This window comes from Legionella anisa (genome assembly GCF_001467525.1).
In the GTDB taxonomy this organism is placed as follows: Bacteria; Pseudomonadota; Gammaproteobacteria; order Legionellales; family Legionellaceae; genus Legionella; species Legionella anisa.
This window is the reverse complement of sequence record NZ_LNXS01000022.1, coordinates 49,555-75,633: the sequence shown is the minus strand read 5'-3', so window position 1 is coordinate 75,633 and position 26,079 is coordinate 49,555. Positions and strand designations below refer to the sequence as shown.

Here is a 26,079-nt window from a genome sequence, read left to right as displayed (position 1 = left end):
AAATAAGAAATTTGAATTCAAAAAAACAAGCTTATATTGTGCTTCATAAAGCTATATTTTTATTAGGACCTAGTTACAACTCTATTTTCTTGGCCAAAGATAGTGAACTGTAAATAAATCTTAACCTATTAACTCTAATGTTTTGAAAATTTGGCTCAATAATTTTATCCATTAATCCACGAATTAGCTATTAATAATTCCATAACAACCTAAATTAAAACGGAAAAAGCTCCTCTCACTCCATTAAGAGCTAATTTACGTTTCAAACCATCAGCCATATTTTTTGAACCAAATGGCCCTACTCTCACTACATAATGTTGTTTATAGTGCTCAATATGTACTGGGGATGGAGTAATATGAGTTAATTTTTCTTTTAAACGTGTTGCTGAGGCTTCCGTTGTAAAAGCACCTGCCTGCAGATAATAATGTGCTTTTCCAGCAGGCCCCATTAACGTTTCAATTTCAACACGGGCTGTTCCTTTTGGAAACACACCAAGTTTTAAGGCTGCAGCATAGGATAGATCGATAATCCTATTGGAGTGAAATGGACCGCGATCGTTTACTTTAACGACTGCAACCTTTCCGTTGTCCAAATTTTTAACTTTCACATAAGTCGGTAAAGGAAGCGTTTTATGTGCAGCAGACATTACATACATGTTGTAAGGCTCACCACTGGAAGTTCTTTGTTTGTGAAATTTTGTTCCGTACCAAGAAGCAATACCTCTTGCTTTATACCCCGATGAGCTACGCATCACTTGATATGAGCGCCCATCAACAGAATATTCTGATATATTACCATATCGACTTAAAGGCTCTTTGGACGGCACAGGCTCTTTAAAACTAATGTTCCTTAATTTAGCGGGTGCACCATCTTGATGCTGAGTATAGCGGTTTGTTTTATTTTTATAGCGATTATATATTGAACTATTCATACTTTGAGTTACTTGTCGTGTAGACTTTTTTGTTCCTGATGCTGAAGAATCAAAAGACTGATTTGTAGTTTGGCATCCTGTTAATAAAATTGTCATAGCAATAAGTATCTTTCGCATAGTTTCCAGTTTGAATAATTGTTTTCTAGTTAATATACCGAAATATCACATAATTTCGAAGATTTATTTTAACTTGAAAAAAATTTCATTATTTTTCATCTGCTATTTTGTTGCTGACAAAAGGCTGTGATACTATATTCACATTTTTGCAATTGGACTAGGTAACAACATGACAAGAATAACGTCTATTTTATTAACTACACTGTTTATCATTACTTTATTTGTGCAATCAACCAATTCTATGGCAGATGAAGGTTCATTACCTAATAAACCTATTGCAGACCTTGAGAGACCTTCTCCAACAGTTACAAATAAGCCTTTAGTTACTCCTGCACCTCCAATTCTTAATGCAAAAGCGTACATATTGATTGATGTAAATAGCGGCAAAATCATCGCAGAAAAAAACAGTGAAGAACGTTTGCCTCCTGCCAGTCTAACTAAAATGATGACTTTATATGTTATATCGAATGCGCTCCATCATGAACAAATTCACCTTGCTGATAATGTACGAGTGAGCCGTGATGCATGGAAAATAGGCGGTTCACGCATGTTCATCAAAGAAGGCCAGCAAGTTGCTGTAGAAGACTTGCTTAAAGGGATCATTGTTGATTCAGGAAATGATGCCTGTGTTGCCATGGCAGAACATGTTGGTGGAACTGAAAACTCATTCACTGATCTTATGAATCAACAAGCTCAGAATCTTGGAATGAAAAACAGTCATTTTACTGATAGCACTGGTTTACCCGACCCAAATCTATATACCACAGCGAAAGACTTAGCGATTCTTGGTAGAGCATTAATTATTGACTTTCCACAATACTATGATTGGTATAAACAAAAATGGTTTACCTACAATGGTATTCGTCAACCTAACAGAAATCGCTTGCTGTGGCGTGATAATCAAGTAGATGGTATAAAAACCGGTCATACTAACGAAGCAGGATTCTGTCTGGTATCTTCTGCAAAACGTGACAATATGCGCTTACTTGCTGTAGTCCTCGGCGAACCAAGTGATTCTTCCCGTGCAGACGATAGTGAAAAATTACTAAATTATGGCTTCAGGTTTTTTGAAACCCACCAACTTTACAAGTCAGGCCAATCAATTTCCGAGCTTCCTCTTTATAAAGGACAAGTTGATAAAGTAAATGTGGGATTAAATGAAGACCAATATATCACTATTCCCACTGGCCAATATCAACGCCTTAATATTTCCACTAAAGTTCCTTCCTTCCTTGAAGCACCAATTAAAAAAGGTGATAAGATAGGTGATTTAGTAGTTCAATTTGATAATAATGTCGTATCAACCCGACCATTATATGCCTTGCAAGATGTTGAGTCAGGTGGCTTTTATACACGAAGCAAAGACTCTATACGTTTGGCCTTTAAGCGCTGGTTTGGCTCCTAAGACTCAATAGGATTTAAGGATGACAAAAACGACTTTAATCGAATTTCCCTGTCACTTTCCAGTAAAAATAATAGGGAATAATTCGCCCGTTTTTCTTGAGGAAATCCGACAAATTACCGTCACTCACTTTCCTCATATCGAGGAAGATGCGCTGACTCATAAAATGAGCAAAGACTCTAATTATTTAGCAATAACAGTCACTGTTTTTGCTGAAAATCAAGACATGCTTGACGCATTTTATAGAGCCATTACACAGCATCCAGATGTAAAAATGGTTCTATAATGAAAATACGACAGCTAGGTATTCAAAACTACGATGATGTTTGGCTGCAAATGAAGGAATTTACACAAAAGCGTGAAGCAACTACTCAAGATGAGCTTTGGCTTTTAGAACATTTTCCAGTTTATACTCAAGGACAAGCTGGAAAGCCCGAACACATACTAAATCCTGCATCCATACCCGTGGTACAATCCGATCGTGGAGGGCAAGTAACTTATCATGGACCGGGCCAACTCGTTGCATACGTTTTAATGGATATTAAAAGAAAAAATTTAGGCATAAGATCCTTAGTTGGTAAATTGGAACAGATATTAATATCCGTTCTTGCACTATATCAAATAGAAGGATCTATTCGCTGTGGTGCACCTGGGGTATATGTAAATGAGCAAAAAATAGCTTCAATTGGCTTAAGAGTAAAAAATGGTTGTACTTATCATGGAATTGCTCTCAATGTTGATATGGACTTAAAACCTTTCTCAGGAATAAATCCTTGTGGGTTTGAAAAAATGGAAATGACTCAAATAAGCCATTTTGTTCCTGCGGTACAAATGGATACAGTCAATCAACATTTTGTGCAATATTTTCTACAACAATTTTATCCCTGAAAAATATGAACTTGTTCGTAGACTATGTACAGCCACTTACTAACTGGTTGCAACAAAACCCTCACTGGTCTTTATTCATCACATTTCTTATTTCCTTAACTGAGTCCCTGGCAATTGTAGGAAGTATTGTACCTGGTAGTGTCACAATGACTGCTATAGGCATACTTGCTGGATCAGGAATTATGCGTATTGATCTTACATTATTAGCAGCGATTTTAGGTGCGGTTGCTGGTGATAGTCTAAGTTACCTCCTAGGCTATTATTATAGTGATCGATTACTTGAAATTTGGCCGTTTAGTAAATATCCCAAATGGATACATTATGGCAAAGATTTTTTTGAAACCCATGGTGGAAAAAGTGTATTAATTGGTCGCTTTGTTGGTCCCTTACGCTCAATTATTCCCGTCATTGCTGGAATAATGCATATGAAACAATGGCGTTTTTTTGTAGCAAATGTTATATCTGCTATTGGTTGGTCTATTTTGTATATAATGCCTGGTGTGGTAATAGGAGCAGCCAGTCATGAGTTATCCACAGAAAGTGCGACGCGTTTGTTCTTATTAATCCTGATTTTTCTTGCAGGAATTTGGTTATTTAGCATATTTATAAAATGGCTAATCAGGTTATTAAGCTCTTTTTTAAAAATATATTTACATAATTTCTGGTTAAAACTAAAAAATAATTCACTTTTGGTTTATGTATATGAGGCATTTACACCACAAGATGAAGCAAATCATTATCGCACTGCTTCTATTGTACTAATAGCTGTATTTTGCCTGTTTTTTTTCCTTATTCTTTTAGGATTAACCGTTGCGACACAATACCTTACCTTTATTAATCTTCCAACTCATTTACTTTTGCAAAGTTTTAATACCCCCATACTAAGAATATTTTTTATCTGTTGCACTCAATTAACATCTACAATAACGATACTCACTCTTTTTATTATGTGTTGTTGCTGGTTTATTTATAATAAAAATAGAATAGCGGTTATACATTTATGCAGCTTACTTTTTTTTAGTGGCTTTATAGCTCTATCACTTACTTATCTTGTTTATAGCCCAAGGCCCCCCGGCCTATTGATTGATATGCCAGGCTCTTCTTTTCCTGCAGTTAACCTATTGATTGCTACTGCGTTGTATGGATTTATTTTGTTTTATATAAACAGTACCTATACCTTATTTACAGGCACGCTTAAATCTATTGTATTTACAATTCTTAGCTTTAGTGGTTTAGGAGCTGTTTATTTAGGGGATCATTGGTTCACAGATATTTTAGCATCCTACTTTTTAGGTACAACAATTTGTTTAATTCATTGCTTGAGTTATAGAAAATCAAATATTCCTATCAAAAAAATGGCACATTCATCATTAATGATTCTCCCGCTTTTTATCAGTATCTTTTTATCTTCATTCATATCCACATATTTTAATTTTAAAACTTTATCTTATAGCCATACTCCCTACCATAAGAAATTTACTTTGTCCGAAAGAGCATGGTGGGAACAGGAAAAACCCATTCTCCCAGTTTATCAATTTAGCAGAATAGGAAAAAGAATCGGCTTCCTAAATCTTCAATTCGCCGGTAATTTGGACATATTACAAAATATCTTGGAAGAAAATGGATGGCATTCACACGAAGATTCATTTTTTACCAACTTACTTATGCGAATGAATCAACAACCCAACAGTGTTAAGCTCCCATTATTTACTCAATTATATGAAAATAAAGCGCCTACTCTGATTATGACTTATACGGATCAACAAACTAAGTTAACACTTGAATTAAGAGTTTGGGAGTCAAATTATAATTTGTTAAACTTAAACAAACCATTATGGATAGGCAGTATTCATCCATCGAATCGCGCAAACAAACTAAAGAATAATTTGGGTTATTTTCCAAATTTAATTAACCCATTGGATTACATGTTTAAAACGGAACATCCTTTTGAAGTCAAACAGATCAAACTTCCAGATACTATGATTAAGACAACAAGATATCCAACACAGCCTTACCTCACCCTTATTAAAGAAAAATAAGAAGCGGCGATTGCAACTAGTAATAACCCGTTTTTATTGAACCTGTAACAAATTTTAAACCTTATCAAACCATATTCAGGTTAACCATTATATATACATATATAAAAATACTGTTATAACTAGCTACTTTTAAAGTAAATACCATTTAATTTTGAGAGTATGACTCTAATGTACGCACTGGGAAAATTAATCCAATGTCTTTTTCCATTAATTGCTCTAGTACTCTTTATTATTGGAACTAAAAAAAGGGCTATTTATTACATCATTTCATCGCTTTGGCTTAGCCTTATTGCTGCACTCATACATTTCCAGTTCTCGGGAAATCAAATTTTTGGAACGTATTTTGGCTATCTTAATGCAGGAATATATTCATTTAATTTACTCATATTGGTCCTTGCCTTAATACATGTCATGTCACATTTGAGTATTAATGGTCCAGCCTTCAAGTACACCAGCACATTTATAAATGCATTTTTAGTCGTGGGAGCGTGTGTTGTAATTAGTAATCTTTGGATTAATGCTTTTTTTATAGAGAATAAGATGGAGGGGATACCAGTAATGCAAATAGCTCTCATTGACAAGCCTGAGTATTGTGAGAGTAAGTATATTTTTTATAAAATTGATCAAAACAATTCAGTAACCTATCTCTGTCCTAATCATTATGGTTTATTACCTTCTGTAGGACATTTAGCAGCAAGCCCGGATTTCATTACAACACAATTATCATTACCTATGAAAAACAAATTTTATTGAAACAAAAAAAGAATTAAAGGTATTGATACGTTCTTTAAAACGGTATAAATAAGGACTACTTGGGTGCTTATAAGCCTGGTTTAATTATTGCTTTGAGGTTAAATTGTTCTTTGAATTAATATTTGATAAGATTTCAACAACTCACCACTCTAATATTTATATGAAACAGTTATTTGCCTTTGTCATAATGATTTTAAGTTTCAATTGCTATGCTATGGCCCCTAAGCTGAATTGGGATCAAGCAGTTGATAAAGCAATAAAACGATATGGCTTACGCGTTGAACCACGACTTAAATCATATTTCTCCAAAGCAAGAGTAAATTATCCTCCACAGGATATCGCGTTGCTCGCTTTTAAGTCAGAAAGAAAGGTGGAGCTCTGGGCTAAAAACCCCAATCAAAGATGGAAACATATCCACGACTATCCTTTAACTGGATTTAGTGGTCGGTTAGGACCTAAGTTGCGTGAAAATGATAAACAAATTCCTGAAGGTGTTTATAAGTTGGTTAATTTTAATCCTTTTAGCAGCATGCATTTATCCATGATGATTAATTATCCTAACAACTTCGATAGACAAAAAGGTTATCTGGATGGGAGAAGAAATTTAGGTAATAACATTTTTATTCATGGGAAAAATTTATCGGTAGGCTGTTTAGCTGTAGGTGATCTTGCTATAGATCAACTTTTTATTTTAGCGCGTCGTGTTGGCCTAAGTCATATTCAGGTAATTATCGCACCTAATGATCTACGTAAGAGCAAGCCTTCTACCTCTACTTTTGCTCAACCAAGATGGCTTCCTGAATTGTATAAACACATTGCAGAGTCACTGAAACCATTTGGTAAGAAGAAATATACAGCTTAATAATCAGCAATGTAGCCTGGGTGCAGCGAAGCGTAACCCAGGTTATGGACGTCTAATGTTTATCCAGAAACCCGGGTTACGGCTTCGCCTGCACCCAGGCTACGGTCTATGATCTATTTTGAATATCAATTACTCTTTAGGCAAGGAAGCTAAAAACTCAGTAACCTCTTTAGGCGTTAATTCGTGATACTGTCCACGTGACAAATATCTTGGCATAGTTAATGCGCCATAGCGAATACGAATCAATCGACTAACTTCCAAACCCTGTGATTCCCATAAGCGTCGTACTTCCCTATTACGCCCCTCATTTAAAGTTACATGATACCAAGAGTTTGCTCCCTCTCCGCCACGAAACTCCAAACGAGTAAATTTAGCAACTCCATCATCTAACTCAACCCCTTTTTGAAGATTATTTAAAGATTCAGGACTAATTTGACCGTGAACTCTAACTGCATACTCTCTTTCTAATCCATATTTAGGATGCATTAATTGATTGGCTAAATCACCATTATTGGTAAAGATAAGTAAACCTGAGGTATTCAAATCCAAACGCCCTACCTGAACCCAGCGCCCCTGTCGTAAATGAGGTAAATGATCAAAAACTGTTTTTTCAAATTTAGGATCATGTCGGCTTGAGATTTCACCTACGGGTTTGTGATAAAGCAGAATACGGATATTTTGTCTTACTTTAAGTGGATTTGGGATTAGTTTTCCTTTTACCGTAATTTTATCTTCAGCATCTGCTGAATCGCCTATTTTTGCAGGTTTCCCATTAACTTGAACCCAACCATTTTCTATCCAACGCTCCATTTCACGTCGGGAACCTAGGCCTGCCTGGCTTAGTATTTTTTGTAACCTTTCGCTGCTCATTCAGTAATATACTCTTCATTAGGATTATGTAAGGTCAATACTTCCATAACCTGGGGTAAGGTTGGAAGTTCATTTAAGTACTTTAAATTAAAATAATTTAAAAATTCTCGAGTAGTTGTATATACAGCGGGCTTACCCGCAACATTTTTATAGCCAGAAACACGAATCCATTCTCTTTCCAACAATGTCTTTATCATTTGACTGCTTACTGCAACACCGCGTATCTCTTCTATATCCGCTCGTGTAACTGGTTGCTTATAAGCAATAATAGCTAAAGTTTCAAGTAAAGCTCGAGAATATTTAGCTGGTTTTTCAATTTGCATACGTGCAATCCAGTTACTATACTCTTTTTTTGTCTGTATGATAAAACCAGACGCAACTTGCACAATTTCAAATGATCGAGATACAAAGTCCTCTTTTAAGTCATTAATAATTATACCTAAATACTCTTTAGTAGGTCTTTCCCATTCATCAAAAACTTCTAATAGTCTATCTAAGGAGATGGGTTCGCTAGAACTTAAAAGTATTGCCTCGACTATATTCTTTAGTTCTTTCTCATCCATCTTATGCCGCTCGTAAATGTATTGGTGAAAATGCTTCAGTTTGGGTAATTACAATGAGTGACTGTCTTGCTAATTCTAAAATAGCCAGCAGAGAAACAACTAACCCAATTCGTCCCTCTTTAATAGAAAATAATTGATTAAATTCCAAAACATTGTGCTCCTGGAGTAATAACAAAATGTTACTCATGCGCTCACGTACAGACAGCGCTTCACGCGAGACCTGATGATGGCTTGTGTGTTCTTCTCGTTGTAATAATGATTTCATGGCGTCAACTAAATCCTCAAGAGTCACTTCAGGATGAACTATTATTCGCTCAAATTCAGAAGGATTTACTTGAATAATAAAATGATCTCGTTCTTGTCGAGGTAGCGCATCAAGCAATTCCGCTGCAATTTTAATTTGCTCATAAGCTTGAAGTTTCCGTACGAGGCTCATACGAGGATCCTCTTCCTCATCGTCTTCATTTGCAGCGGGAGACGGTAATAGCAGACGCGATTTAATTTCTGCGAGCATTGCCGCCATCAATAAATAATCAGCAGCTAATTCCAAACGCCTACATTCCATCAATTGAATGTAGTGCAAATATTGCTTGGTAATGCTTACAATCGGAATATCTAATATATCAATATTCTGTTTGCGAATGAGATATAAAAGCAAATCAAGTGGGCCACTAAAGGAATCTAAGAGTACCTCTAGCGCATCTGGGGGAATGAATAAATCATCCGGAAACTCTGTAAGCTCCTTACCATCAACTACTGCTTTTACTTCCGATTGACTTGATAATTCAATATCCATGCTAATAACTCATTCTTATCACGCTCTACATGAACATAGGATGACGTAGCCTGGGTGAAGCAAAGCGGAACCGGGGAACTGGACTTGAACAAAACATCTCAATCCCGGGTTCCGCTTCGCTTCACCCAGGCTACAATCTGATGCCATTGCATGAACAGTTACCAAATGTACCTTCATACCTATACAACATCCAAAAATTAATAATCGAGTCCCATAACTTCTCGGACTGTACTCAAATTTTTACAAGCCACTTCTCGCGCCGACTCGCTTCCTTCAGAAACAATTCGTTTTACTGAACTTAAATCCGATTCATATTCAGCAATTGATTCCTGAATGGGTTGTAACTCTTTGTTAATCGCGTCGACAACCGGTCTTTTACATTCGATGCAACCAATTCCAGCAGTGCGACATCCTTTTTGTACCCAATCTTTTACTTCATTATTTGAGTAAATTTTATGGAATTGCCAAACTGGACACTTTTCGGGCTCACCAGGATCCGTTCGTTTGACGCGAGCAGGATCAGTTGGCATCGTCAATACCTTTTTCTCAACCTGAGCAGGCGGTTCTCTGAGCATAATTGTATTATGATAAGACTTGGACATTTTTTGTCCGTCAAGGCCAGGCATTTTTGCAGTTTCTGTAAGTAATGGATAAGGTTCGGGTAGAATAATTTTACCACTACCCTCTAAATAACCTAATAGACGCTCTTTATCACCAATAGACAAGTTCGGTTGATCTTCTAAAAGAGCTTGTGCTGTTTTAATCGCTTCATGATTTCCATGCTCCTGAAACTGTCGACGTAATTCACTATAATATCTACTGTTCTTTTTCCCCATTTTTTTAATTGCTTCAGCCGCTAATTCTTCAAAATTAGGTTCCTTACCATAGATATGATTAAACCTGCGTGCAATTTCTCTGGTAAGCTCAATATGCGATACCTGATCCTCACCAACAGGAACATAATCGGCATGATAAATCAGTACATCAGCGCTTTGTAAAAGGGGATAGCCTAAAAAACCATACGTTGATAAGTCTTTTTCCTTTAACTTTTCTTGCTGATCTTTGAAACTAGGTACTCGTTCTAACCATCCCAAAGGAGTAATCATAGATAAAAGTAAATGCAGTTCCGCATGTTCAGGAACCCATGACTGAATAAATATTCGTGATAAGCCAGGATTTACTCCACAAGCCAGCCAATCAACAATCATATCCCATAGATGTTTCTCTATAAAGCCAGGCTCATCATATTGTGTTGTTAAACCATGCCAATCAGCTGCAAAAAAGAAGCAATCATATTGATGTTGTAATTTAATCCAATTTTTTATTACACCATGGTAGTGGCCAAGATGTAATTTGCCACTGACTCTCATTCCAGAAACAACTCGTTTATTGGAACTAAATAATGCTGACATCAATATCCTCTTTTAAAAGATTAATTAATTATGGACAACTTACGTTTCGCTAGCTTGATCCATAATAAGTTGATTTTCAAGCATCGAAGCGCAGCATACACGAAAGTATGTGAGCATCGGAACACAGAAAATCAGCTCAGTTTGGCCAAGATAGTAGATATGAAAACTGTCCTATCTAAAGGGTTCAGGATCACCTTTACCCTCCCTTATAATCACTGGATAGTCACCCGTTAAATCGACTACTGTTGTAGGCTCTTGCCCACAATGACCACCATCAATAACCAAATCGATTTGATCTCCCAAAATATCACGGATCGCTTCAGGTTCACTCAATGGAGCCTTAGCACCTGGAAGAATTAAAGTAGTGCTCATTAAAGGAGCCTCAAGACACTCCAACAATGAAAGTGTAATCATATTATCTGGAATACGTAATCCCAGAGTTTTTCTTTTTGGATGCAACATTAAACGAGGCACTTCATGTGTTGCATTAAGAATAAAAGTATATGAACCTGGTGTGAATGCTTTCAATAATCGGAATATTGGATTAGATACTCTGGCATAAGTACCAAGCTGAGATAAATCACGACAAACAAGAGTCATATTATGATTTTTGTCCAATTGGCGCAATCTTCTAATACGCTCAAGTGCTGCTTTATTACCTAATCCACAACCCAAGGCATAACCCGAGTCTGTAGGATAAACAATTAACCCACCTTCTTCAATAATATTAACCGCCTTCCTCAACAAACGAGCTTGCGGATTATCAGGATGTAATGCAAAAAACTGACTCATAAAGTCCCCTGTTAGATGTTCCATTCATGCCAAATAGGTGTACAGTTTACTGGTAGCTGTTTTTGACTTCCAAGGTTCACACGCGAAGCAAAATCACCATGATAATCTGAACCAGAAGAAGCCAACAAATGGAATCTTAGGCATGTAGCGGCCATTTCATTCACTTCAGTTACTGTCATTTCACCTGAAACCACTTCTATTCCTACTCCACCAGTAGCCTTAAATTCGTTAATTAACTCATGCAATTTGGAACGCGTCAATCCGTATTTAAGCGGATGAGCGATAACTGCCTGACCATCTGCAGCAATAATACCCTCTACTGCTTCCTGAATGCTAATCCAGGGAGTAGGAACATAAGCAAATTTACCTCTACCTAGAAACCGTTTAAATGCAGTAGCAAGATCAGGAGCTTTACCTTCATTAACAAGTAGCCTCGCAAAATGAGGCCTTCCCACTCGATCGTGGCCTGCTAATTCGCATGCTTTTAAATAAGCATCTGCAATACCAACTGAGGCTAATACTTCTCCAATTTGTTGCGCACGAGCTACCCTGCTTTGATTTTGTCGCTCAATCAGTTTGAGAAGGTCTGCAGTATGCTTAATTTGGTAACCTAAAATGTGTAATTCATGCTTTTTCCATCGAACACTAAGCTCAATACCATTAATTATTTTTATTGATGTTGAAGAGGCGGCTTGTAATAACTCAGAATAGCCCGCGACAGTATCATGATCTGTAAGCGACAGACACCTAATTTTTTGATTTTGTGCTTTTTGTATTAACTCTGTTGGACTTAAAGCTCCATCAGAAAAATTGCTATGGCAATGAAGGTCGATCATGAATTAGTGTTATAACAAAAAAAAATGATTGTAGCATAAATCTTGCAGAAGATGAGCTTTCTGCACTATTCTTGTGTGCCTATACATCATTGCACGGTCGAAAAGTATAATAAATACTATACTCATAATATATATAACTTTATTGAGGAAAACCAAAAAATAATGATTCATAATGTTCATCATGTTAAATTATGTCGAAAATCAATTGCAGCACGAAATAACAAACAAGCTGATTTTCTCGACGCAATTGATCGATCTGACATAACTTTTGCTGTTGGCCCTGCTGGAACTGGGAAAACTTATTTGGCTGTTTCTAAAGCCATACAATGTTTTGAAAAAGGTGAAGTTCAAAGATTGATTTTTGTAAGACCAGCAGTTGAAGCTGGAGAAAAATTAGGATTTCTTCCCGGAGACTTAGTAGAAAAAGTACTGCCTTATTTAAGACCCATTTATGATGCATTATATGAAATGATAGGTTTTAAAGAAACACAAAAACTGATTCAAACAGATATTATCGAAGTGTTACCATTAGCATTCATGCGGGGCAGAACTTTAAATGAGTCATTTATCATTCTTGATGAAGCACAAAATACAACCATTATGCAAATGAAAATGTTTTTAACTCGTATAGGTTTTGGCTCAAAAGCTGTAGTAACCGGAGATATGACCCAAGTTGATTTACCAAAGGGTATTGATTCCGGACTCGCCCATGCAGTAGGATTATTCAAAAAAATACCGGAAATTAGTATTCATACGTTCACAAGTCGTGAAGTAGTGAGACATCCGTTAGTATCTAAAATTGTTGATTGCTATGACAATGCATCAACAGGAAAAAAATAATGAGTTATTATATCGATATTCAAAACGCAACTAATGAACCGCTACCTGTCAGTGAAGAAGCGTTAACACGTTTGGCATCACTGGCTTTAAGGGATTATCAAAAAGAAGCTGAACTCACTGTTCGTTTGGTTACGGCAGAAGAGATGCTCCACTTAAACAATACGTACAGAAAGCAAAATAAAACGACTAATGTATTGGCATTTCCTAGTACTTTACCACCTGAAATTCAATTAGAATGCCCTCTATTAGGTGATGTTATTATTTGTCCGCAAGTCTTGTTAGAAGAAAGCAAGCAACTTAAAAAAACGTTGGAATCACATTGGGCATTGATTTTGATTCATGGAATCTTGCATTTGTTGGGCTATGATCATATTAAGGATGATGAAGCAGTCATAATGCAAGCTATTGAAATTAAATTATTAGCTGAACTTGGATTTTCTAATCCTTATGACGCAGAGGGTAATGAACTTGAATAAAGAGGAAGACAGCAGTACGTGGTTCGCTCGGTTTAAACAGTTTTTGCAAGGAGAACCACAAAATCAAGAGGAACTTGTAAGTTTATTAAGAGATGCTCAAATTCGCTCTCTTATTAGTGCTGAAACTTTAGCAATGATCGAAGGGGCTATATCTTTCTCCAAAATGCGTGTCCGAGACATCATGCTGCCCAAAAATCAGATGGTTTGTATTGAACAAGATGATGAATTCGGCGATATTATTAAAAAAGTAACCCAAACTGGACATTCAAGATTCCCGGTAATTGCTGGGGATTCCGATGAAGTCATTGGAATATTGCATGCAAAAGATTTATTACGCCATCAATCTACTACGAACCTTGATGCCTTTAATTTACTGGATATTTGTCGCCAGGTTACTTTTGTTCCTGAAAGTAGGCGCTTAGACAGCTTACTCAGCGAGTTCCGCAGTAACAAAAATCACATGGCTATTGTTGTAGATGAATATGGCGAAGTTTCAGGCTTTGTAACTATTGAAGACATTATCGAACAGATAATTGGCGATATTGAAGATGAATTTGATATCGATGAAGATGCCTACATTAAAGTACATGAAGACGGACACTATATTGTTAAAGCCCATATGCCTATTGATGAATTTAATGAGCAACTTCAAGCAGATTTCAGTGACGAATTTTATGATACAATAGGTGGTATTGTAATGAATAGTTTTGGTCGTTTACCTTCACGAGGGGAAACCATTACAATTGATTCTTTTGAGTTTAGGATTATTAATGCAGATGCTAGAAGAATCAAGTTGATGGAATGTATTGATAAACGCAAGGCATAATGAAGCATGAATGGTAATATTCTCATAATTGATGACGATATAGAACTGACGGATTTATTAACCCAATATCTGGAACCTGAGGGTTTCCATGCTATTTGTGTTCATGATGGAGAAGGCGGGGTAAAAAAAGCCTTAAACCAGCCTTTTGATGCAATTATTCTCGATGTTATGTTACCTAAGCTAAACGGTTTTGAGGTATTAAAAGCTATTCGTGAACATTTGGAAACTCCTGTTCTCATGTTAACCGCTCGGGGCGATGATATAGATCGAATCGTAGGTCTGGAAATAGGCGCAGACGATTATTTACCCAAACCATGTAATCCACGTGAGCTGGTGGCTCGTTTACGAGCAATTTTAAGACGTACTCAAAAAATTCCCACATCAAGACCTATCATCGAGCAACATAATATTGTAGTTGACTGCTCCAAGCGCCATGTAACTATGGCGGGAAATTATCTTGAACTCACAAATGCTGAGTTTAATATTTTAGAGATGCTTATCAAATCACCCGGGCAAGCATTTTCAAAAGAAGAACTTACTGAATATGCTCTTGGCAGAAAATACACTGCCTATAATCGTAGCATCGATGTTCACATCAGTAACTTAAGAAATAAATTAGGTGATAACCCTCAAGGTGAACCTATAGTTAAGACCGTTCGTGGATTTGGATATATGTTTAATGCGTAGTTTGTATTGGAAAATTTTTATTTCATTTTGGCTTGCCACAATACTTATTATTTTCACTACCGCCTGGGTAATCAGTCATATTGTACAAAAATCATCATTACCTGCCCAAGAGCAATTATTTATGGATAGCTACGCAAATGCGGCGGTAGCAACCTATGAATCAGGAAGACAAACTGCATTATTAAAATGGCTGAATAAAATTGGTATTTCACGCCATATGTCAATTTATTTGTTAACCAGTACTGGTGAAATTATTGGCACACAAGCTGCACCAGAAAATGTAAAAAAAGTTGCAGAAAATCTACTCCAGGATCAACTAAGTGAAGGTATTTTAAAATCAGAGAAACTCATTGTTAGCCATGAAATTTTATCAACTTCAGGAAAATTTTACCGGCTTGCTGCAGTGAGTGAACAACCCATCTATCATTTTGTCGGTGTTCCTTGGGCCGGCCTTGCTATTCGTCTCACCTTAGCAACATTTATTAGCGGTCTTATTTGTTATTTATTATCACGATATTTAACACAACCATTACGATCTTTGGGAATGGCAGCTAAATCAATTGCTACTGGGAAGTTAAATACACGTGTTGGTCATTTAAGAGGACATCATAATGACGAAATAGCTCAATTAAGTCATGAATTTGATCGTATGGCGGAGCAACTGGAAACACTAATCAGCTCAAAAGAAAGATTGTTACAAGATATTTCACATGAATTGCGCTCTCCTCTTGCTCGCCTGCAAATTGCTATTGAACTAGGACGCAATAAAACACTTCATTTAGCAGATACTGAATTTCATCGCATGGAACTTGAATGTTCCAGATTAAGTGCTTTAATCACTGAAATACTAGAGTTTGCTCGCTTGGAAAAATCAACAACTGATCTTAATTTAAACGAAATTGATCTTTCTGCTCTTTTATTCAATGTCATTAAAGATGCCAATTATGAAGTTGGAGAAGAAACGCCTCGAGTCAAAGCAGGAGTAATTGAGTCTTGTTGTTTATTAATTGATGAACGCCTGATTCACAGAGCAATTGAAAATGTAGTTCGCAATGCACTGCATTATTCACCTGCAAGCGAACAAGTTATTGTTTCATTAACGTATGATGAAACTAAAGAACATGTATATATTGATATCTGTGATAAAGGTCCAGGTGTACCTGAAGACCAGCTAGAGCGAATATTTAATCCATTTTATCGTGTGGACACATCAAGAGCAAAAAAAACAGGTGGATACGGTTTAGGATTAGCAATCGCTTTTCGTGCAATTCAATTACATCATGGTGAAATTACGGCTTTAAATAATCCTGGTGGAGGATTACTCGTACGAATTATTCTTCATTCAACGCCCAAAATCAAAAATGAAGCATCTGAATTGAATTCAGTTATGGATACGTAAATCACATAAATTGGAACTGTTTTTCTCTGTCTAATTAAGGTACAATATGCCGGGTAATAGGAGCATTAGGATTACTTTTATATGACCGTAGCCCAGAAATTAGATAAAGCAAGTGGCATCTTTTTCTTCGCTGGCTTTTTGCTTTCAAAGCTCCAGTATATTCCTTTCCCGCTCGCATCGGCTATTTTCAGATTCATTTCATTGGGTATCTATTCCCTTGCTTATCTTTGTTGGCTTACAGCATCTCTTCTCCACCCAGATCATCCAGTGAACTACCGCAAATGGTACGGTTTTGCACAAATTAAAGAACAATTCCTTTTATCCTCATTTGTAGGGTTAACTGCAACGGTACTCAGTGTCGCTGCCGTTTTTGTACCGGTCCTCTTTCCTCCAGCAGCATGGCTATTCCTTATTGGTAATGCAATATGGGCAATTGGAGAATATCATAAATTAAAAAATCCACCGAAAGATGATCCCAACTACTCTTCGGCCCGACAAAAAAATTATGTGTCTTATGCGGCAACATCAGCCTCTATAAGTCTCGTTGCAGCGATTGCAGCTACCCTTATATTTTTCTTTCCCCCCATGGCAATACCAATTACTATTTTTTCTCTGATTATTTGTGCAGGACTTGGTGCATTGGCATTTGAATTTTGGCTAAATTGCACTTTTGGAAATAATAAACCAGACCAGACTCCAGAAAGTTACACAGAGATAGGCGAGAGCTTAGGCCCCTCAATTTCTGAAGAGCCTTCTAACTCACCAGAACCAGGTTTCTTCAATTGTTTATTTCCCAAGCCAACAAACAAATATTCCCCTTCGAATACTATTGAATTGCCTGATATTAAAGAAAATCATGGAGAGCATAGTCTTCAGAGCAAGACTCTTTTATAATTGGTTCCCTTCAGTTTTAATTGAGCTTTTATTATGGATCAAACAATTGCGAAAATGATTTCAAACGCACATAAGGCGCTTGCTCATTCTTACTCACCCTACTCCAAATTTAGCGTTGCCTGCTGTATTTGTACCGATAAGGATAATTTATATACAGGTATTAATGTAGAAAACAGCTCTTATGGTTTGGCTGTGTGTGCCGAAACCTCAGCAATTTCTGCCATGGTTTCTGCAGGTGAGCAACGTATTAAAAGTATGGTTGTATTGGCAGGAACAAATTTATTATGTTCGCCTTGTGGGGCATGTAGGCAAAGAATTTATGAATTTTCAACGCCTGATACCCTGATCCATCTATGTGATAAAAATTCAATATTACATAGCTTTAAAATTGATGAACTCCTGCCATTGGCTTTTAAATTTGATTTTAACCCTTAAATAATAAGGAATACTTGTATGACAGATACTGCACCCAAGCAGAGTTATGCCCATTTAGCGGCAAATTATATTAAAAAATTATATCCTTCGTTTAAGCCAACCATAGGTGTGGTATTGGGATCAGGTTTAGGTAAATTTGCTGAGGAGTTACACGATTCAACACGTATCAGTTATGAAGAATTACCAGGATTCCCCAAAATTACTGTACAAGGCCATGGGGGTAATTTAATTTTTGGATATTGGAATAATGTGGGTGTTGTATGTTTACAAGGTCGAGCTCATACGTATGAAGGCTTGGAAAATTATGAAACAGTTAAAACCTATATTCGTACCTTAAAGCTTTTAGGGTGCGATTATTTCATAGCCACTAATGCTTCTGGCTCATTAAGAGAGGATGTTGGCCCAGGTGAATTAATGCTTATTTCCGATCATATCAATTTGCAGCCCAGTAATCCCTTAATTGGTCCGAATGATAATGAGTTTGGTCCAAGATTTTATCCTTTAGATAACGCTTATGATAAAGAAATGCGTTTTAATTTATTGTCCATCGCAGCAAAAAATTCAATCCAGCTTACAGAAGGAGTTTACATTTCTGTACTAGGCCCGCACTACGAAACTGCTGCTGAAATCAGAGCATTTAAACTTTGGGGAGCAGATGCTGTAGGGATGTCTACAGTTCCAGAAGTATTGGTGGCAAATCATTGTGGTATGCATGTAGCAGTTATTGCTATGATTACCAACTATGCTACAGGTCTTTCGAAAACAGCCCACAGCCATGAATCGGTGATTGCGATGGCAGAAAGTGCCGCAGAAAAGCTTAATTTCATTTTAAAACAGTACATTGCGAGTTTAAAATGAGTTTAGAGACCCATATTAATGAAGTTATGAAGGCATTGCTTGACAGTTACTCTAAGAGTACCATTACAGCCAAGCAGCTGATCCACTCTATTGATCTTACCTTATTGGATGAATATGCAACTATTGAGACACTAGATCAATTAAAATACAGTGCAAATCAAAACCAGGTTGCTGCACTATGTGTTTATATACAACATCTAGGTCAATTCTCTTCGCACAATAGCATTAACTTAGCTACAGTGATTAATTTTCCCCAGGGAGTTGAAGAATTGACTGACTCAATTGCATCTATAGAAAAAGCGATTCAATTAGGCGCCACAGAAATTGACTATGTCTTTCCTTATCGAACTTATCTGCAGGGGCAAAAGCAAAAAGCTTTAAATCAATGTCAAGCTATTGCGCAATTATGCAAAGAACAAAAGCTCATTTTAAAAATTATTTTAGAAACGGGTTCTTTTCCTGAGACAGAAACCATTTACAACGCAAGCAAAGAGTTAATTGAATTAGGATGCGATTTTATTAAAACCTCAACAGGTAAAATTCAAGCAGGAGCATCTTTATCGGCAGTATTTGCAATTTTAAGCGCTATTCGAGATACAAATACATGTTGTGGAATTAAAATTTCAGGTGGCATTAGAAAACCACAGCACGCTTATAATTATGCAAAACTTGCAGAGCTGATGCTTGACAAGCAAATTAATAAGAGCTGGTTTCGCATTGGTGCCAGCAGTTTATTGGAAGAACTGTTAAAAATAGATTAATTCTCGGTTATACTGCGCAAGGCCGCAAAATTAATGTTAATGTGACCGAAATAATTCCCTATTTGTTGAAACTCATAGTTCATATTTAAAGGGTATATTATTTCGGTCATGTTCCTAACTGGAGTTTAAGCCCCATGAATCGAAAAAACTTATTTAAGTCCGTTTTAGTATTACTTTTTAGTTTTATTTTACTTAGTTGTAACAAAACATTACCTCCTGGTGAGTATGATTCAGCTGAGGTAGGTAAAGTTAAAAAAGTAATCCCAGGCACGATTATTTCAAAACGACCTGTAAATTTGCGTCGAAATATGAGCAATATTACTAAAAAAACAAGTAATAGCTTTGAAGATAATGGCTACAGTCAATCGCGTGGCGTTGAGTATGTGATTCGACTAAATTCAGGCGGAATTATTTCTGTAGTTCAGGCAGAGGATCTCAAGCTAAAAACGAAGCAAAAAATTCTTGTAATCTATGGAAAAAACACACGTGTTGTTGCAGATAATGGTAGTGAGGCCTATTAAAACCTGAACTTTATATAGAGTGTATTAACAATCTCCCCTACGTACCGCGACGCGTTCGCGGTATCCATGAATATTAGTTATCCATAAATTTCTTCATAAGTTTATGAAGTGTATCCGTAGTTCAAAAAATATAACTTGCGCCGATTAAGCCTCCAACACCATAAGAAGCTAACTCAAGAGTAAAATGCTCCATCACATAATATTTAAGATTGACTGCTACTAAAGGGCCTGGATCATGCCCTAACACAGGACCTAATGCTTTTTTAAAGTTGCCACGATAACCTTGCATAATTCCAACCAAATAACTAATTGAAATATAATTGTTTTTATATACTTGTCTCTTAATCCCAACATAATAGACCCGATTATTCCAAGTATTTATAAATGTAGCGGCAGTTATTCCCTGATAAACACCACCAATAAGCCATTGTTTATTATTCGCATCATGATTATCTGTAAAATGGTACCCTATAGGAAAAAAATTTAACTGAGTAGCTTCAGGCGTTCCCCATAGCCATTTCAAAGCGTTCTTTGGTGTGTTAAATTGAGTTTGTGCCAATAAAGTATTTGAAAATAAAAGCAGTAAAACAATAAGTCCATAGTAGATGCTTGTTCTTGCCAATATCAATATAATATATTTCACATCATTCATTACATACTACTTCCTTGTATGGTAAGAACCCTACTTTATCAGAAGGCTATCTAAATAAATATTCAACCATTGTATTCCAAATATAATGAGCAATATGGTACTTAGTCTTATTATTGCCCACCATTTGCCAAAATACTTTTTATATGAGGCGTTGAATAAATAGCTACAAGGTCGATCGATTAATCCAAACAAAAAACTAAAATTTTTAGGTTTAATCTCGCTACTGTGATGAATTCTATGATATTTTTTATCAACAAGTAACATTTCTTGCAGAAATTTAAATGGTGCTGGCACTTTGTTTGAGGGAGAGTGCACATATTTATGGTTCAAAAATGCTGTTAAGACAAATATAAAATAAATAATTATGTCAAACGCAGATAGGTATATTTTATATCCTAATAGAAAAGAAAAAAAATCATAAAATAATAAGATAACAAGCGTTGATTTAATCGTCATATTCAATATTGACGTATATGTATCATTACCTCTCAAATGCGGCTGATTGTGATGCTTTAATGAGTTTCTTATTTCACTCCAATAATCTGCATATTCGAATGAGTCAATTATCCAATGTAAACCAGTAAAAAACATGTCTACAATGAAAAAACACTTCAACACCTTTAAATATATAATCATCAACAATCCTTGTTAGCACAATATTCATTTTTACAGATGTGAAACTTTATGATTTTTTGAGTTTTGAGCACTCATTTTATTCTTTTATGAGCTATTGAAAACTACCACAAACGATGAGCGAATCGTAAGTGGCTCATCATCTGCTTACAACAGCTAGCCACATTAAAGCACCGTAATACACACTAACAATAAAAGCCTTAAAACACTCTTGAGGGATTCTTTTACCTATTAACTTTTGTTGGTATATCAATACCATGCCTGCTGCAAACCAAAAAATATAAAACCATACATTTATTTGATTCACCAAAGCCCAGTACAGCCATAAACTATGAAATAAACCTTGTAATAAACCAATAATCATTCGATCATAACTAGCAAAATAAATTGCGGTAGATTTCACGCCAATCCGCAAGTCATCTGCTTTATCAGCCATGGCATACATTGTGTCATAAACAAGAATCCAGGAAAAGTTGATTAAAAATAATAAGAAAAACTCAGCATTTAAAGGAAGATCTGAGGCAACATAAGCCATAGGAATTCCCATGGAGAATGCTAAACCCAGGATCAGTTGAGGGGCATCCAGAAAACGCTTGCAAAAAGGATATAGAAAAGTAATAAATAATGAAATTAGTCCGAAATAAAAACAATTTCGGGGCAGCTGAATTAATATAAATAATGCAGCGAAAAGCAAGACTACTAGTAAAAGAAAGGCTTCTGGCAAACTAACCTCACCAGAAGTTAATGGCCTTAATTTAGTACGTGCGACATGTTTATCGATATTCCGGTCTGCAATATCATTGATTACACAGCCAGCGGCTCGCATAAATACAGTACCACATAAAAACAGGATAAAAAGTCTAAGTGTTGGCACTCCTTTATTCGCTAGCCATAAAGCCCATGCTGTTGGAAACCAAAGCAATAAAATTCCCACAGGCTTATCAAAACGCATTAACCGCCAATATGCATTCCATTTCATGAGGTAATACTCTCGAGTGTAGGTAACATAATTTCAGCTAAATAAAATGGCTCCTTTTGCTGAAATAAAAATTCTGCAAGCCGAACCCAAAGTACACCATCAACAGAGCCCAAGTTCCTTTTTACCCAATAATATTCCAAACATTGTTGATCAATTGGGTAATTGATTGACTGGACACGATGTACCTTATCTTCTTTAAAGATTAAATTTCTTATTGATTCATTTTCCAAACGGCCAAAAAAAGCGGGATCAAGATCATAACATTTTTTAGGAATAATGCTTCGGGCGTACCAATAAGCAACATCGTGGCTTTTCATAATGATTTCACGTTGAAAAACCAGCTTATCTTGAATTTGTAAAAAGTTTTTATCCCACCAGTCTGTACTCGTCCAACATTGAGAAATTAGTTCAACGTGCGCATCACCTTTAATTTGCTGCAGTTTATCGGTTAATGAATCCTGATAATTGAGCCATTCTGAGAGTTGCTCAGAACTTTGTGCGCTTATTGTAAAAATAGAATAGGTATTAATGGGCATGGATTTTAGTACTATTACAAAATATATTTCAGCGCGATCTTACAAAATTAACGCTTCAGCGACAAGGTATTGCTAATTCTTATTCTACCAAGTCGATTTAAGATGATAGCAACCTGCTCATGGGTATCTTTATTAATTAAAATAAAGCGCCCATTACTAATCGCCTGTCCCGGATGAGTTGAGAATACAATTTTATTTGTTGAGCTTACCCCTATCCAATTCAAATCCCAACGAGGATGACTCCATTGCCATTGATAAATCGGCTCAACTTTATTTGTTTTTTTATTTAAAAAATTCAAGGCCATACCATTTGACCAACTGGATGAAATATCTAAAGGAGCAAGATATACAGAATTGCCAAGAATAATGGATTGCATCTTGGCATATTGTATCGCAGTCCGCAGTTCATCAATGAATGTTTTCTGCTCATTTTTTTTCATAAAATAAACATAGGAGCCAATTCCAACTATTGATAAACTTAAAAACAATGACATGGTTATCACCAGCTCAAGTAGCGTAAACCCTTTTACTTTCATAAATAAAACTAGTTCCCATTTACTTCCTGTTTGCGAGTTGCGAAGTACAATATCATAGTTTTATGAAATTACCAGCGGCCTATTCTCAACTCTATTATCTTGGCTACTACATACTAAAAGAAAGCGATTCCTCAGACTCTAAATTATCATAATTGTCCTCAAAAAAAACTCCATCAATAACTATTTGCATAGGTTCACTGCCTCGGCTCAATGAACGAAGTAATCGGGGATGAACTTTAGAATCCTTGTTCAAGAAACCCAATATACGTAAACTTTGCGCAAAAGATAAATCCCAACGTGCAAAATACTCGTCTTTGTATATATTTTTATTACCGCTATTTAGAAACTCAAGCAATTGAGCAAATGCTTCATATACTTTCTCACTGGGATTTTTTTTCAGTTCTTTTATTAAATTAATTGCAATATGAAAAATTATATGCGTTTCATTGCGAATTTTTGCAAAATGATTCAAACATGCAAAAGGTGCTTTCAAGGAAAAAGAATGACGAGCAAAGTCAAAGATTTTTTTATCTGTACTGTCATTGAATAAGTCTTGTGATAATTTTAAAAGCACAGGGTATACAGCAAGTAAAATCTTATGATTCTCATTTCCAATTGATGTAGATGCAGTATGTGGCATTACTTCATTGCCAAAAAAAGTGAGCGAACTCTCATCTTGTTTAGGACTTTTGGGTGGGGTAGCCGTACTGAAATAAAGGCTCCGCAGCTCTTCCGCCTGTTGCATTAGCTCAGTTCGATTAGGTGCAGTAGATTCCTCAATAAGTTGATATACTATTTCAAACCAATGTCGATCACCTCGATAACAACAGTAAGAAAGTAATTCACCCAAAGAACTAAAAGTCGTATACATGAATTCTTCATTTTCATATTCTTCGGTATCATTTTTTCGATAACGCATACTCAAATAATTCTTTGTCTCCTCATAACCTGCATCGATCATTTGTTTTCTTGTTTCTTCTCCTACTGTGAATGATGAGCTTGGTACATTATCGACATTGATCACGATGGATTGACATGCATATTTTCTCAATTTCAAGCGATCTTTCTCCCAGCCACTCGCCGGATCACTAACCCCAGTTAACAATCTATAAATCCAATTTAATACAACATTTTCTCTATAAACCCTATCCATGACCCTATCTATTGCCTTTCGCTCAGGCCCATCATCAAACTTGACTGCTAATACTTTTAAGTTATTACCATATTCTGATTCGAGTAGGGTTGAATGATCATCAGAAAAAGGCTCCGTAGGAAAATTATTTAATATACCACCATCATTATGTTCCTCCCCATCAATAAGCGTTGATCTGTAGACTATAGGGAAGCTAGCCGATGTTTTAACTGCCTCAGTTACTTCAAAAGTTGGTGAGTGTAAAAAGGAAAAATATCGAGTTGTACCTTGACGTTTATTTGTCGCTGTAACCACTAACTCTTTTCCAATTCCACAACCCGGACATTTTTGCCGAATTGCTTCCAAAGTAGCAAAAGTAATTTTCCCTTGAGGGTATGGGATTTGATATTCGGTAACAATTTGGTTCAATTTATATGCAATTGCGTAATCAAGCGCTGTCTTTAATGAATGTGCTTCAGAAAATCCATTAATATTGATATCAAAATGAACCAAATGTTCATTCTTGAAATGTTTGAACAGGTCTTCAATTTCAGATGCAGAGTAACCCAAGTAACACAATAAAGCCATAATCGCACCTGCTGAACTACCAGCAAATTTATCAGGGTAAATTTTGGCTTCATTTAACGCTTTCCAGACCCCAACATGTGCAAAAATTTTTGCACCACCACCACAAAACACTATATTTTCAATATTGGGTTTTCTTTCCCTAACCAGAATCTCATGTGATTTTAAAAATCGGAAAATCTCAATTTTTTTTGTTTCATATAGCGATACTACTTGTTTTTCTTTAATTGACTTACTTTTAACTTTTTCATCATTTATCCAAGGAAAAAACCAACTCCAAATACGAACATACCATGGTTTCAATGACATAAAACGCTGCATTTTTCGATAATCATGCATTTTATCTAGACGTTCTTGGGGATCAGATACCTCTATAGATTGTGGGTGAGGGCTTTTGCATACCGATTCAAATTTGATATTTTTTACATTAAACGCAATGAGCTTATCGACTAATTTATCGGTAATGAAAACTCGTTTGGTATTCCCTAAAGGCTCTTGCTGTGAATCATTAGGATCATTATATTTTGTCCCTATTCCGGGAACTAAAAATTGATTAAAACCAATTAATGTACCATGATTACCATGACACATTTGAATACCAGTCAATTGATAATGGGATATATTTTTAAGTGATAAATCTAAATCACTTATTCTCCAATGCTCTTGGTATAGTCCCTGAAACCAACTGACTATCCTACCCCACCATGTTAAGGCAACTTCGGCAGTAAAACCTCGATATTCATTCACAGTAACGCCGCTTAAAAATGCCTTGGTTTTATCCTTTTGATGTGGTTCCAAAAACCATTGCTTGAACAATGCTCTTTTTTCATCACTTACACGGGTAAAATCGAACATTATTTGTTCGTTATCAAATAGATAGTTACCAAAAGCAATTTTATTATCAGGTGGTAAACCATTAATTTGCAAACGACCTAAATAGGCCGTAATAATTATCTTTTTTAATAATTCCAGATTTTGAGGATATTGGTGTGTGTCAGATGCAAGCAACTGACTTATTACGTGTTGTGGTGTCATGACTTATCCTTAAGTTATGATAATCCATTAAC

At 36.0% G+C, this 26,079-nt stretch carries 29 protein-coding genes; 16 read left to right on the top strand and 13 right to left on the bottom strand.

Annotated features, from left to right (window positions below):
• Window positions 1-209: 209 nt before the first annotated feature.
• Window positions 210-1,049 (bottom strand): septal ring lytic transglycosylase RlpA family protein, encoded by an 840-nt coding sequence (locus tag Lani_RS07655; RefSeq protein WP_019232221.1) that lies wholly within the window; start codon window positions 1,047-1,049, stop codon window positions 210-212.
• A gap of 169 nt (window positions 1,050-1,218) precedes the next feature.
• Here Lani_RS07655 and Lani_RS07650 point away from each other — a divergent pair, with 169 nt between their 5' ends.
• The 6 genes from Lani_RS07650 to Lani_RS07625 all read left to right on the top strand — a co-directional run bounded on the left by Lani_RS07650 (window position 1,219) and on the right by Lani_RS07625 (window position 6,993).
• Window positions 1,219-2,454: a D-alanyl-D-alanine carboxypeptidase family protein gene (locus Lani_RS07650; protein ID WP_019232220.1), complete on the top strand. Its 1,236-nt coding sequence runs from the start codon at window positions 1,219-1,221 to the stop codon at window positions 2,452-2,454.
• Window positions 2,455-2,473: 19 nt separating this feature from the next.
• Window positions 2,474-2,737 (top strand): HP0495 family protein, encoded by a 264-nt coding sequence (locus Lani_RS07645; protein WP_019232219.1) that lies wholly within the window; start codon window positions 2,474-2,476, stop codon window positions 2,735-2,737.
• Entirely contained in the window at window positions 2,737-3,339 is a 603-nt protein-coding gene (lipB, locus tag Lani_RS07640) for a lipoyl(octanoyl) transferase LipB (protein WP_019232218.1), read from the top strand. The genes Lani_RS07645 and lipB overlap by 1 nt, the downstream gene beginning before the upstream one ends.
• A gap of 5 nt (window positions 3,340-3,344) precedes the next feature.
• Window positions 3,345-5,378 carry a bifunctional DedA family/phosphatase PAP2 family protein gene (locus tag Lani_RS07635; RefSeq protein WP_040521907.1) on the top strand — a complete coding sequence of 678 codons (2,034 nt, stop codon included), beginning with the start codon at window positions 3,345-3,347 and terminating at the stop codon, window positions 5,376-5,378.
• A 159-nt stretch (window positions 5,379-5,537) separates the two neighbouring features.
• Window positions 5,538-6,131 (top strand): type I secretion system protein LssZ, encoded by a 594-nt coding sequence (locus tag Lani_RS07630; RefSeq protein ID WP_396426820.1) that lies wholly within the window; start codon window positions 5,538-5,540, stop codon window positions 6,129-6,131.
• Window positions 6,132-6,345: 214 nt separating this feature from the next.
• Complete coding sequence (locus Lani_RS07625; RefSeq protein ID WP_040521949.1) at window positions 6,346-6,993, top strand: L,D-transpeptidase family protein; 648 nt, start codon at window positions 6,346-6,348, stop codon at window positions 6,991-6,993.
• A gap of 129 nt (window positions 6,994-7,122) precedes the next feature.
• On the opposite strand, the gene rluB is transcribed toward Lani_RS07625, so the two are convergent.
• The 6 genes from rluB to Lani_RS07595 form a co-directional block, all read right to left on the bottom strand.
• Window positions 7,123-7,863 (bottom strand): 23S rRNA pseudouridine(2605) synthase RluB, encoded by a 741-nt coding sequence (gene rluB / locus Lani_RS07620; protein WP_019232214.1) that lies wholly within the window; start codon window positions 7,861-7,863, stop codon window positions 7,123-7,125.
• Window positions 7,860-8,426, bottom strand: coding sequence for an SMC-Scp complex subunit ScpB (scpB, locus tag Lani_RS07615; RefSeq protein WP_019232213.1), 567 nt, complete (start codon window positions 8,424-8,426; stop codon window positions 7,860-7,862). Before scpB ends, rluB begins: the two co-directional genes overlap by 4 nt.
• Window position 8,427: 1 nt before the next feature.
• Window positions 8,428-9,222 (bottom strand): segregation and condensation protein A, encoded by a 795-nt coding sequence (locus tag Lani_RS07610; RefSeq protein WP_019232212.1) that lies wholly within the window; start codon window positions 9,220-9,222, stop codon window positions 8,428-8,430.
• Between the two features lie 197 nt (window positions 9,223-9,419).
• The gene (locus tag Lani_RS07605; RefSeq protein WP_019232211.1) at window positions 9,420-10,634 is read right to left on the bottom strand and encodes a tryptophan--tRNA ligase; all 1,215 of its coding nucleotides are present in this window, start codon (window positions 10,632-10,634) and stop codon (window positions 9,420-9,422) included.
• A gap of 171 nt (window positions 10,635-10,805) precedes the next feature.
• Window positions 10,806-11,426 (bottom strand): L-threonylcarbamoyladenylate synthase, encoded by a 621-nt coding sequence (locus Lani_RS07600; protein ID WP_019232210.1) that lies wholly within the window; start codon window positions 11,424-11,426, stop codon window positions 10,806-10,808.
• A gap of 11 nt (window positions 11,427-11,437) precedes the next feature.
• Window positions 11,438-12,262 (bottom strand): PHP domain-containing protein, encoded by an 825-nt coding sequence (locus tag Lani_RS07595; protein ID WP_019232209.1) that lies wholly within the window; start codon window positions 12,260-12,262, stop codon window positions 11,438-11,440.
• Window positions 12,263-12,424: 162 nt separating this feature from the next.
• Between Lani_RS07595 and Lani_RS07590 the strand changes: the two genes are divergently transcribed.
• From Lani_RS07590 to Lani_RS07545, 10 genes are all read left to right on the top strand, one after another.
• On the top strand, window positions 12,425-13,102 hold the full coding sequence (locus Lani_RS07590) for a PhoH family protein (protein ID WP_019232208.1): 678 nt from the start codon (window positions 12,425-12,427) through the stop codon (window positions 13,100-13,102).
• Window positions 13,102-13,578 carry an rRNA maturation RNase YbeY gene (gene ybeY / locus Lani_RS07585; protein WP_019232207.1) on the top strand — a complete coding sequence of 159 codons (477 nt, stop codon included), beginning with the start codon at window positions 13,102-13,104 and terminating at the stop codon, window positions 13,576-13,578. The genes Lani_RS07590 and ybeY overlap by 1 nt, the downstream gene beginning before the upstream one ends.
• A complete protein-coding gene (locus Lani_RS07580; RefSeq protein WP_019232206.1) occupies window positions 13,565-14,404 on the top strand; it encodes an HlyC/CorC family transporter in 840 nt (279 codons plus the stop codon). The genes ybeY and Lani_RS07580 overlap by 14 nt, the downstream gene beginning before the upstream one ends.
• 6 nt (window positions 14,405-14,410) lie before the next feature.
• The gene (gene cpxR, locus Lani_RS07575) at window positions 14,411-15,091 is read left to right on the top strand and encodes a two-component system response regulator CpxR (RefSeq protein ID WP_058388495.1); all 681 of its coding nucleotides are present in this window, start codon (window positions 14,411-14,413) and stop codon (window positions 15,089-15,091) included.
• Window positions 15,084-16,490, top strand: a complete 1,407-nt coding sequence (cpxA, locus tag Lani_RS07570; RefSeq protein ID WP_019232204.1) for a two-component system sensor histidine kinase CpxA — start codon at window positions 15,084-15,086, stop codon at window positions 16,488-16,490. Before cpxR ends, cpxA begins: the two co-directional genes overlap by 8 nt.
• An 81-nt stretch (window positions 16,491-16,571) precedes the next feature.
• Entirely contained in the window at window positions 16,572-17,384 is an 813-nt protein-coding gene (locus tag Lani_RS07565) for a hypothetical protein (protein WP_019232203.1), read from the top strand.
• Between the two features lie 33 nt (window positions 17,385-17,417).
• Complete coding sequence (cdd, locus tag Lani_RS07560) at window positions 17,418-17,819, top strand: cytidine deaminase (RefSeq protein ID WP_019232202.1); 402 nt, start codon at window positions 17,418-17,420, stop codon at window positions 17,817-17,819.
• A gap of 18 nt (window positions 17,820-17,837) precedes the next feature.
• Window positions 17,838-18,677 (top strand): purine-nucleoside phosphorylase, encoded by an 840-nt coding sequence (locus Lani_RS07555; RefSeq protein ID WP_019232201.1) that lies wholly within the window; start codon window positions 17,838-17,840, stop codon window positions 18,675-18,677.
• Window positions 18,674-19,438, top strand: a complete 765-nt coding sequence (gene deoC, locus Lani_RS07550; RefSeq protein ID WP_019232200.1) for a deoxyribose-phosphate aldolase — start codon at window positions 18,674-18,676, stop codon at window positions 19,436-19,438. Before Lani_RS07555 ends, deoC begins: the two co-directional genes overlap by 4 nt.
• A 134-nt stretch (window positions 19,439-19,572) precedes the next feature.
• Entirely contained in the window at window positions 19,573-19,959 is a 387-nt protein-coding gene (locus tag Lani_RS07545; RefSeq protein ID WP_019232199.1) for a hypothetical protein, read from the top strand.
• A gap of 121 nt (window positions 19,960-20,080) precedes the next feature.
• On the opposite strand, the gene Lani_RS07540 is transcribed toward Lani_RS07545, so the two are convergent.
• The 6 genes from Lani_RS07540 to vpdC form a co-directional block, all read right to left on the bottom strand.
• A complete protein-coding gene (locus tag Lani_RS07540) occupies window positions 20,081-20,611 on the bottom strand; it encodes a hypothetical protein (protein ID WP_019232198.1) in 531 nt (176 codons plus the stop codon).
• A gap of 30 nt (window positions 20,612-20,641) precedes the next feature.
• On the bottom strand, window positions 20,642-21,247 hold the full coding sequence (locus tag Lani_RS21165) for a fatty acid desaturase CarF family protein (protein WP_019232197.1): 606 nt from the start codon (window positions 21,245-21,247) through the stop codon (window positions 20,642-20,644).
• A gap of 136 nt (window positions 21,248-21,383) precedes the next feature.
• Window positions 21,384-22,223 carry a 4-hydroxybenzoate octaprenyltransferase gene (gene ubiA / locus Lani_RS07530; protein ID WP_019232196.1) on the bottom strand — a complete coding sequence of 280 codons (840 nt, stop codon included), beginning with the start codon at window positions 22,221-22,223 and terminating at the stop codon, window positions 21,384-21,386.
• Complete coding sequence (locus tag Lani_RS07525) at window positions 22,220-22,759, bottom strand: chorismate--pyruvate lyase family protein (RefSeq protein ID WP_019232195.1); 540 nt, start codon at window positions 22,757-22,759, stop codon at window positions 22,220-22,222. The genes ubiA and Lani_RS07525 overlap by 4 nt, the downstream gene beginning before the upstream one ends.
• 47 nt (window positions 22,760-22,806) lie before the next feature.
• Window positions 22,807-23,295, bottom strand: coding sequence for a GspH/FimT family pseudopilin (locus Lani_RS07520; protein WP_019232194.1), 489 nt, complete (start codon window positions 23,293-23,295; stop codon window positions 22,807-22,809).
• Window positions 23,296-23,401: 106 nt separating this feature from the next.
• Window positions 23,402-26,047, bottom strand: coding sequence for a Dot/Icm T4SS effector VpdC (vpdC, locus tag Lani_RS07515; protein WP_019232193.1), 2,646 nt, complete (start codon window positions 26,045-26,047; stop codon window positions 23,402-23,404).
• Window positions 26,048-26,079 lie beyond the last annotated feature (32 nt).